The organism is Acinetobacter sp. S4397-1, from assembly GCF_024129285.1.
In the GTDB taxonomy this organism is placed as follows: Bacteria; Pseudomonadota; Gammaproteobacteria; order Pseudomonadales; family Moraxellaceae; genus Acinetobacter; species Acinetobacter lwoffii_C.
Genome location: NZ_JAMXXZ010000015.1, coordinates 52,686 through 58,755 on the forward strand (window position 1 = coordinate 52,686; position 6,070 = coordinate 58,755).

5 protein-coding genes are annotated in these 6,070 nt (G+C 42.0%); 4 read left to right on the forward strand and 1 reads right to left on the reverse strand.

The window, feature by feature from the left end; all coding sequences use genetic code 11:
• Positions 1 to 2 precede the first annotated feature (2 nt).
• Together aceI and NI467_RS09235 are read left to right on the forward strand one after the other, a co-directional pair.
• Positions 3 to 428 carry a chlorhexidine efflux PACE transporter AceI gene (gene aceI / locus NI467_RS09230; protein ID WP_151203268.1) on the forward strand — a complete coding sequence of 142 codons (426 nt, stop codon included), beginning with the start codon at positions 3 to 5 and terminating at the stop codon, positions 426 to 428.
• A gap of 202 nt (positions 429 to 630) precedes the next feature.
• Entirely contained in the window at positions 631 to 1,734 is a 1,104-nt protein-coding gene (locus NI467_RS09235) for an OmpW family outer membrane protein (RefSeq protein WP_308729489.1), read from the forward strand.
• Between the two features lie 63 nt (positions 1,735 to 1,797).
• Here the strand turns inward: NI467_RS09235 and NI467_RS09240 are convergent, their stop codons facing one another.
• Positions 1,798 to 3,315 (reverse strand): acetyl-CoA C-acetyltransferase, encoded by a 1,518-nt coding sequence (locus tag NI467_RS09240; protein WP_253152476.1) that lies wholly within the window; start codon positions 3,313 to 3,315, stop codon positions 1,798 to 1,800.
• A gap of 242 nt (positions 3,316 to 3,557) precedes the next feature.
• On the opposite strand from NI467_RS09240, the gene NI467_RS09245 reads away from it, so the two are divergent.
• Both NI467_RS09245 and NI467_RS09250 read left to right on the forward strand, forming a co-directional pair.
• Complete coding sequence (locus NI467_RS09245) at positions 3,558 to 4,949, forward strand: 3-oxoacyl-ACP reductase (protein ID WP_253152478.1); 1,392 nt, start codon at positions 3,558 to 3,560, stop codon at positions 4,947 to 4,949.
• Positions 4,950 to 5,100: 151 nt separating this feature from the next.
• Positions 5,101 to 5,955 carry a MaoC/PaaZ C-terminal domain-containing protein gene (locus NI467_RS09250; RefSeq protein WP_253152479.1) on the forward strand — a complete coding sequence of 285 codons (855 nt, stop codon included), beginning with the start codon at positions 5,101 to 5,103 and terminating at the stop codon, positions 5,953 to 5,955.
• The last annotated feature ends 115 nt before the right edge of the window (positions 5,956 to 6,070 follow it).

The window sequence follows — 6,070 nt, forward strand, 5'->3', positions numbered from 1 at the left end:
ACATGTTGATTTCCAAAAGAAGGATTGTTCATGCGCTCAGTTATGAAATCATCCTGTTGGTGATCATTGCGATAGCATTAAGTTTTATTTTTGAAGTTCCGCTGGAAGTCACAGGTACTTTGGGTGTAGCCATGGCGGTGACTTCTGTGATTTGGAATATGATTTTCAATCATTTTTTTGAAAAATTTGAAGCCAAAAGAAAATTAAAAAGAACAGTCGGTGTACGGATCTTACATGCGATTGGTTTTGAAGGAGGTCTGCTGCTGGTGACTATTCCGATGGTGGCGTATGCCATGAATATGTCACTCTGGCAGGCGATTCTACTGGATTTCAGTATGACGATGTGTATTTTGGTCTATACTTTTATTTTCCAATGGTGCTTTGATCAGATAGAAGCCCGTTTAGGTTATCAGCCAGAATATCGTTAAACTTCAATGCGAAAGCTCAAAAAGGCCTGTAATGATAAATACAGGCCTTTTTTGCTGTCTAAAAAGGTTTTTTTACAAAAAGTAAAATTTTAAAACATAAAACAAGTATAAAAAACAATACTTATTACATAAGTTTTAATATGAAAGCGATAATAATTTTTTCTTAAGGATGAAAAAAACAAACAACACAAGGAGTTAGTTGATGAAATTGATTAAATTAATTACACCTGTAATTTTATTAGGGATGACACAAGTAACGAGTGCTGAGCAAAACTTTAAACGTTTTTCTGTCTCTGCAGGTTGGCTACATGTGATGCCACAAGGAAAAGCTAACCCTTTTAATATTAATACTGCAGTGGCAAATGGAACGGTTGCTAAAGTAGGCACAATTACAGAAGAAGGCTTTTTAAAAGCCATTGATCCGAATGCAACAATTCAAGATGGCGCTAATACGGCAAATCTACAAGAGTATCTTGGGACTTTACTTGAAAATAGCTTGATTAATGGAATGATGACGGATGGCCAGGGCAATATTAAAGAGTCAATTGCCGGTAACGCGACCTTAAACGGGTTGGAGAGCTGGTCGGCAGAAGGAACAGGGCTGGAAGCAGATGATGTCGACACTTTGGGTTTAATGGTCAACTATCATATTAATGATCATGTTTCTTTACAGGTAATTGGAGGGATTCCCCCTAAAGTTGATATTAAAGGAAAGGGCATGATTACGGCTCCATTAACAGGTAATGCACAACCTGGAGGCTTAGCCGGCTTGTTATTTCCAGAAGGATTGCCTTTGGATTATGCGGTTCCGATTACGGACTTAGATAAATATAGTAAAGCTGCTACTGCAAGAGCTTGGACCCCGGCATTACAGGTACAGTACCAATTTGGAAAATCAGGGGTGAATAAGTTCAGACCCTATGTGGGAGCAGGTTTGATGTATGCTTATTTTAATGATATTGAATTAGATAAAGGCGTTAAGTCAGATCTGGTGGCGGCGGGTCATATGATTCAAAATATTAAGGATGATAAAGCGGGTGCAGCACTCGATGGCAAAGTATCTTCTGGAGAGATGCGTGTGGATGTTGATGCGGACGATGCTATTGCACCGATCGTAACCGCCGGTTTTACTTATGACTTTAGCCCTAACTGGTTTACAGCAGCTTCCGTTTCTTATGCGAAACTGAATAACAAAACCAAGATTAGCGTGATTAATCAAACCAGCGATGAGCAATTGATTCACGCAACCACAAAGATTGATATAGATCCCATTATTACCTATCTAGGGGTAGGTTATCGTTTTTAAGTTGACTCATCTGTAATAAAAAAACCGCTCTTTTGAGCGGTTTTTTATTAGGCCAGTACTGAATTATTTTTCAATAATCGCAGTTACACCCTGACCACCGGCAGCACAGATTGACACCAAGACACGACCTGAACCTTTTTGGTTCAGCAGTTTTGCAGCAGTGGCAATAATACGGCCACCAGTTGCAGCAAATGGATGGCCTGCAGCAAGTGAAGAGCCTTTTACATTCAGTTTTGCACGGTCAATTGCACCTAATGGCGCATCCAGACCTAAGCGCTCTTTACAGAAGGTAGGATCTTCCCAAGCTTTTAGGGTAGACAGAACTTGTGATGCAAATGCTTCATGAATTTCATAATAGTCGAAATCTTGAAGTTTCAAGCCTGCACGTTCCAGCATACGTGGAACTGCGTAGGCAGGTGCCATCAGTAAGCCTTCTTTTTTCTCCACAAAATCAACTGCTGCTGTTTCTTGGAAAGTTAAGTAAGCCAGGACTTCATGACCATTGGCTTTCGCCCATTCCTCAGAGGCTAAAAGTACACAAGATGCACCATCAGTCAGTGGAGTCGAGTTACCTGCAGTCATGGTACGTGCATCACCCTTACCAAAAGCAGGCTTTAATTTTGCCAGTTTTTCGACAGATGAGTCAGGACGCAGGTTATTGTCACGCTCCAGACCTAGGAATGGCGTGATCAGGTCATCAAAGAAACCTTCTCCATAAGCTGCTGCCATTTTCTGGTGTGAGGAGGCAGCCAGTTCATCTTGTGCTTCGCGTGAAATGCCCCATTCCAGAGTAGTGATAGCCTGATGATCACCCATAGATAGGCCGGTACGTGGCTCACCATTTTTAGGTGCGTCCATCAGGTCTTTGACATTAATTTTTGTTAGAGCCTTTAAACGGTCTTTAGCTGTTTTGGCAATGTTCAGCTCAAGTAGGGCTTTGCGTAAGCCATCACCAAACGAAATTGGCGCATCAGAAGTGGTATCTACACCACCGGCAACACCGACTTCAATTTGACCCAGAGCAATTTTGTTTGCCACCAGAAAAGCGGCCTGTAAACCGGTACCACAAGCTTGCTGTATATCATACGCCGGTGTTTCAGGAGCAAGTGCGGTATTCAGTACACACTCACGCGTCATATTGAAATCACGGCTATGTTTCAGCACTGCACCTGCAACGACCTCACCCAGACGTTGACCTTGCAGATTAAAACGTTCAACTAGTCCATTCAGTGCGGCAGTAAACATGTCTGTATTAGACGCGGTAAAGTAAGCACCATTAGAACGTGCAAATGGAATACGGTTACCACCAATAATAGCGACGCGGCGAACTGTGTTTTGGCTCATATTATTATCCTGTTGAACAGAAGGCTGTGTTTTTGAAACGGAAGCGGTTTTAGTTGAAGTCGAGTTTTTAGTACGCGTAGACGTCTGGCGTGTACGCGTGGTTTTAGTCGAATTTTTTTCTGTAGCAGAATTTGTGTGCGTACTTTTGCTGGCCGCTTTAGTACGAGTTGATGGTTTTGACACAATTTTTTCTACAGGACTCTCGACTGCTGGATTTTCTTGAGTTGTTTTGCTCATAAGGCTTTACCAGGCAAATTGATCATCTTTATGCTGCTTACATTAGCATAGATGAGCATAGGCTGTATTGACTGCAATGACATTACAGACTGCGCTCAGGTCAAGTCATCTATTGGGTATCTCAAGTATTATTGGGCAAAATCTGGTAGATCTATTGAAATAGATGTGTTTGGCATCATATTGATGTTAAAAGGATAACTTTAGACCGATCAAAAAACTAATTTTTATGAGAGATAATAAGCATGACTGATCAGTATCAAACTTTCGCAAAATCTCCTATTGGTAAATTTGTCATTAAAAATTTGGGGCTGCCATCCCCAACTTCTTTAGAGCGTTTTGAATCTGCAACCCCGGTAGTCAAAGGGGCGGTTTTATTTGGTGCGGCGCCTAAAAGTCCTTTAACCGGCTCAATTGCACAAGTCCTTGCCAATATTCATGCCAACAGTTATGCGGGTAATAATTCTGAACTTCAGCATGCAGCGGCACAGTCAGGTTTGAATTTGAGTGCTTTTAATTCAGGCGATAAAGAATCTAAATTTAAAGTGGTAATTTTTGATGCCTCAGGAATTGAAAACTCCGAGCAATTAAAATCGCTTTATGAGTTTTTTAATCCGATTGCCCGTCAAATTCAAAGCTCTGGCCGAGTGCTGGTCATCGGCACTAGCCCTGAAACTGCAACATCGGTGAGTCAGGCGATTGCTCAACGTGCACTGGAAGGTTTTGTCAAATCAGTCGGTAAAGAGTTTAAAAAAGGGATTGCGGCAAACCTGATCTATGTGGATACCGGTGCTGAAGATAATCTTGAATCAGCTGTACGTTTTGCGATTTCTCCGCGCTCAGCTTATGTATCAGGTCAGGTGATTCGGGTATCCAAAGCTGAAAAGGTCGATGTGGACTGGGCGAAGCCGCTGGCAGGGAAAACTGCTGTGGTGACAGGTGCAAGCCGTGGTATCGGTGAAGCCATTGCACACATACTGGCACGTGATGGCGCACATGTCATTTGTTTGGACGTTCCGCAGCAGCAAGCTGATCTGGATCGTGTTGCAGGGGAAATTGGTGGTTCTACATTGGCACTTGACATTACTGCAGCTGATGCAGGCGAGAAAATCAAGGCAGCTGCCACAGAACAGGGCGGTCTGGATATTATTGTGCATAATGCAGGCATTACGCGTGACAAGACACTAGCCAATATGAAGCCTGAACTTTGGGATCTGGTGATTAATATCAACTTGTCTGCAATTGAACGTGTGAATGACTATCTGCTTTCCAATGATGGCCTGAATGCAAATGGCCGCATTATCTGTGTATCTTCTATTTCAGGTATTGCAGGTAACCTGGGTCAAACCAACTATGCAGCGTCTAAAGCCGGTGTGATCGGGGTGGTAAAATTTACAGCACCGACATTAAAAAATGGTATAACTATTAATGCCGTGGCACCAGGCTTCATTGAAACGCAAATGACTGCTGCAATTCCATTTGCGATTCGTGAAGCAGGACGCCGTATGAACTCCATGAGTCAGGGTGGCCATCCAGTGGACGTGGCAGAAGCTATTGCCATGTTTGCATCGACGGCATCTTCTGGTTTAAATGGCAACGTGATTCGTGTATGTGGCCAGAGCCTGTTAGGGGCTTAAAGCATTTAAGTCCTCTCCTGCGCTTTAATTTAAAGCTCAGGAGAGGATTTAGAAGAGGGAAAATGAAAGGAAATACTCATCATCAACCCTCTTAACCCTCCCCAAGGGAGAAAGCACTTTATAAATGAAAAGAATATTTTAAAGGTTTAGTATGAATACGCGCCATTTTAGTCAACTTCCAAAACCTTATTTAGCTTATCCAAAAGTGATTCAAGGTTTGGTTTTCAAAAAGCCAAAAGCTGAAAAAGTTCTGCCGCAAGTTGAATATGTGGTGGATTCATTTAAGGTGGATCAGAAACATCTGAAAATCTATAATGAAGTTTGTGGCTTTAAAAATAATGGTTATATCCCAGCGATTTATTTGACTGTACTTTCTCAAAGCCTGCAAATGCACATGATGACTTCGGAAGCATTTCCATTTCCGATTCTAGGTCTGGTGCATATTCGTAATCAGATCAAGCAGTATCGTAAAATCGGGGTCAATGAATCTCTCATGCTATCCTGCAAATTTGGTGAATTGCAGCCGCATGACAAAGGTATGCAATTTGATTTCATTACTACGGTGAAAGCAGGTGATCAGGTTGTAGTTGAAGCGTTGACGACTTATTTATGCCGTCAAAAGAATAGTGTTAAAGCTGCCGCCAAAGTAGCAGAAAATAAGACACCCGCGTATCAGCTGAATGGCGAATGGGAGGTTTCTGAAAATACTGGCCGCCGTTATGCTATGACTTCGGGGGACTTTAACCTGATTCATATTCATGCGCTCACTGCAAAAGCATTTGGTTTTAAACAGGCGATTGCCCACGGAATGTGGAGTAAAGCCAAAGCTTTGGCTAATTTATCATTGCCTGATGCATATGAGGCAGATGTCTGGTTTAAGTTGCCAGTGTATTTGCCTTCCAAAGTGGAATTCCTGACTGCACAAGCCGTCAATGAAACCGACTTCCTGATTCGAAACAGTAAAAATCAGAAACCGCATGTGAGTGGTAGCGTAAAAGCAATTTAATTTAAAAAAAGCCTAAACTCGATTTAGGGCGTGTCCTCATTTGAAGAATTGGTTTTAAATACTTAAAATCCTCCTTTGAGTTATTTTTATTTCTACATTTTCAATGGCACGCACT

Coding starts and splice junctions, on each gene's coding strand:
- NI467_RS09250 (WP_253152479.1), top strand. CDS start 5,101: ATGAATACGCGCCATTTTAGTCAACTTCCAAAACCTTATTTAGCTTAT.
- NI467_RS09235 (WP_308729489.1), top strand. CDS start 631: ATGAAATTGATTAAATTAATTACACCTGTAATTTTATTAGGGATGACA.
- NI467_RS09245 (WP_253152478.1), top strand. CDS start 3,558: ATGACTGATCAGTATCAAACTTTCGCAAAATCTCCTATTGGTAAATTT.
- NI467_RS09240 (WP_253152476.1), bottom strand. CDS start 3,315: ATGAGCAAAACAACTCAAGAAAATCCAGCAGTCGAGAGTCCTGTAGAA.
- aceI (WP_151203268.1), top strand. CDS start 3: ATGTTGATTTCCAAAAGAAGGATTGTTCATGCGCTCAGTTATGAAATC.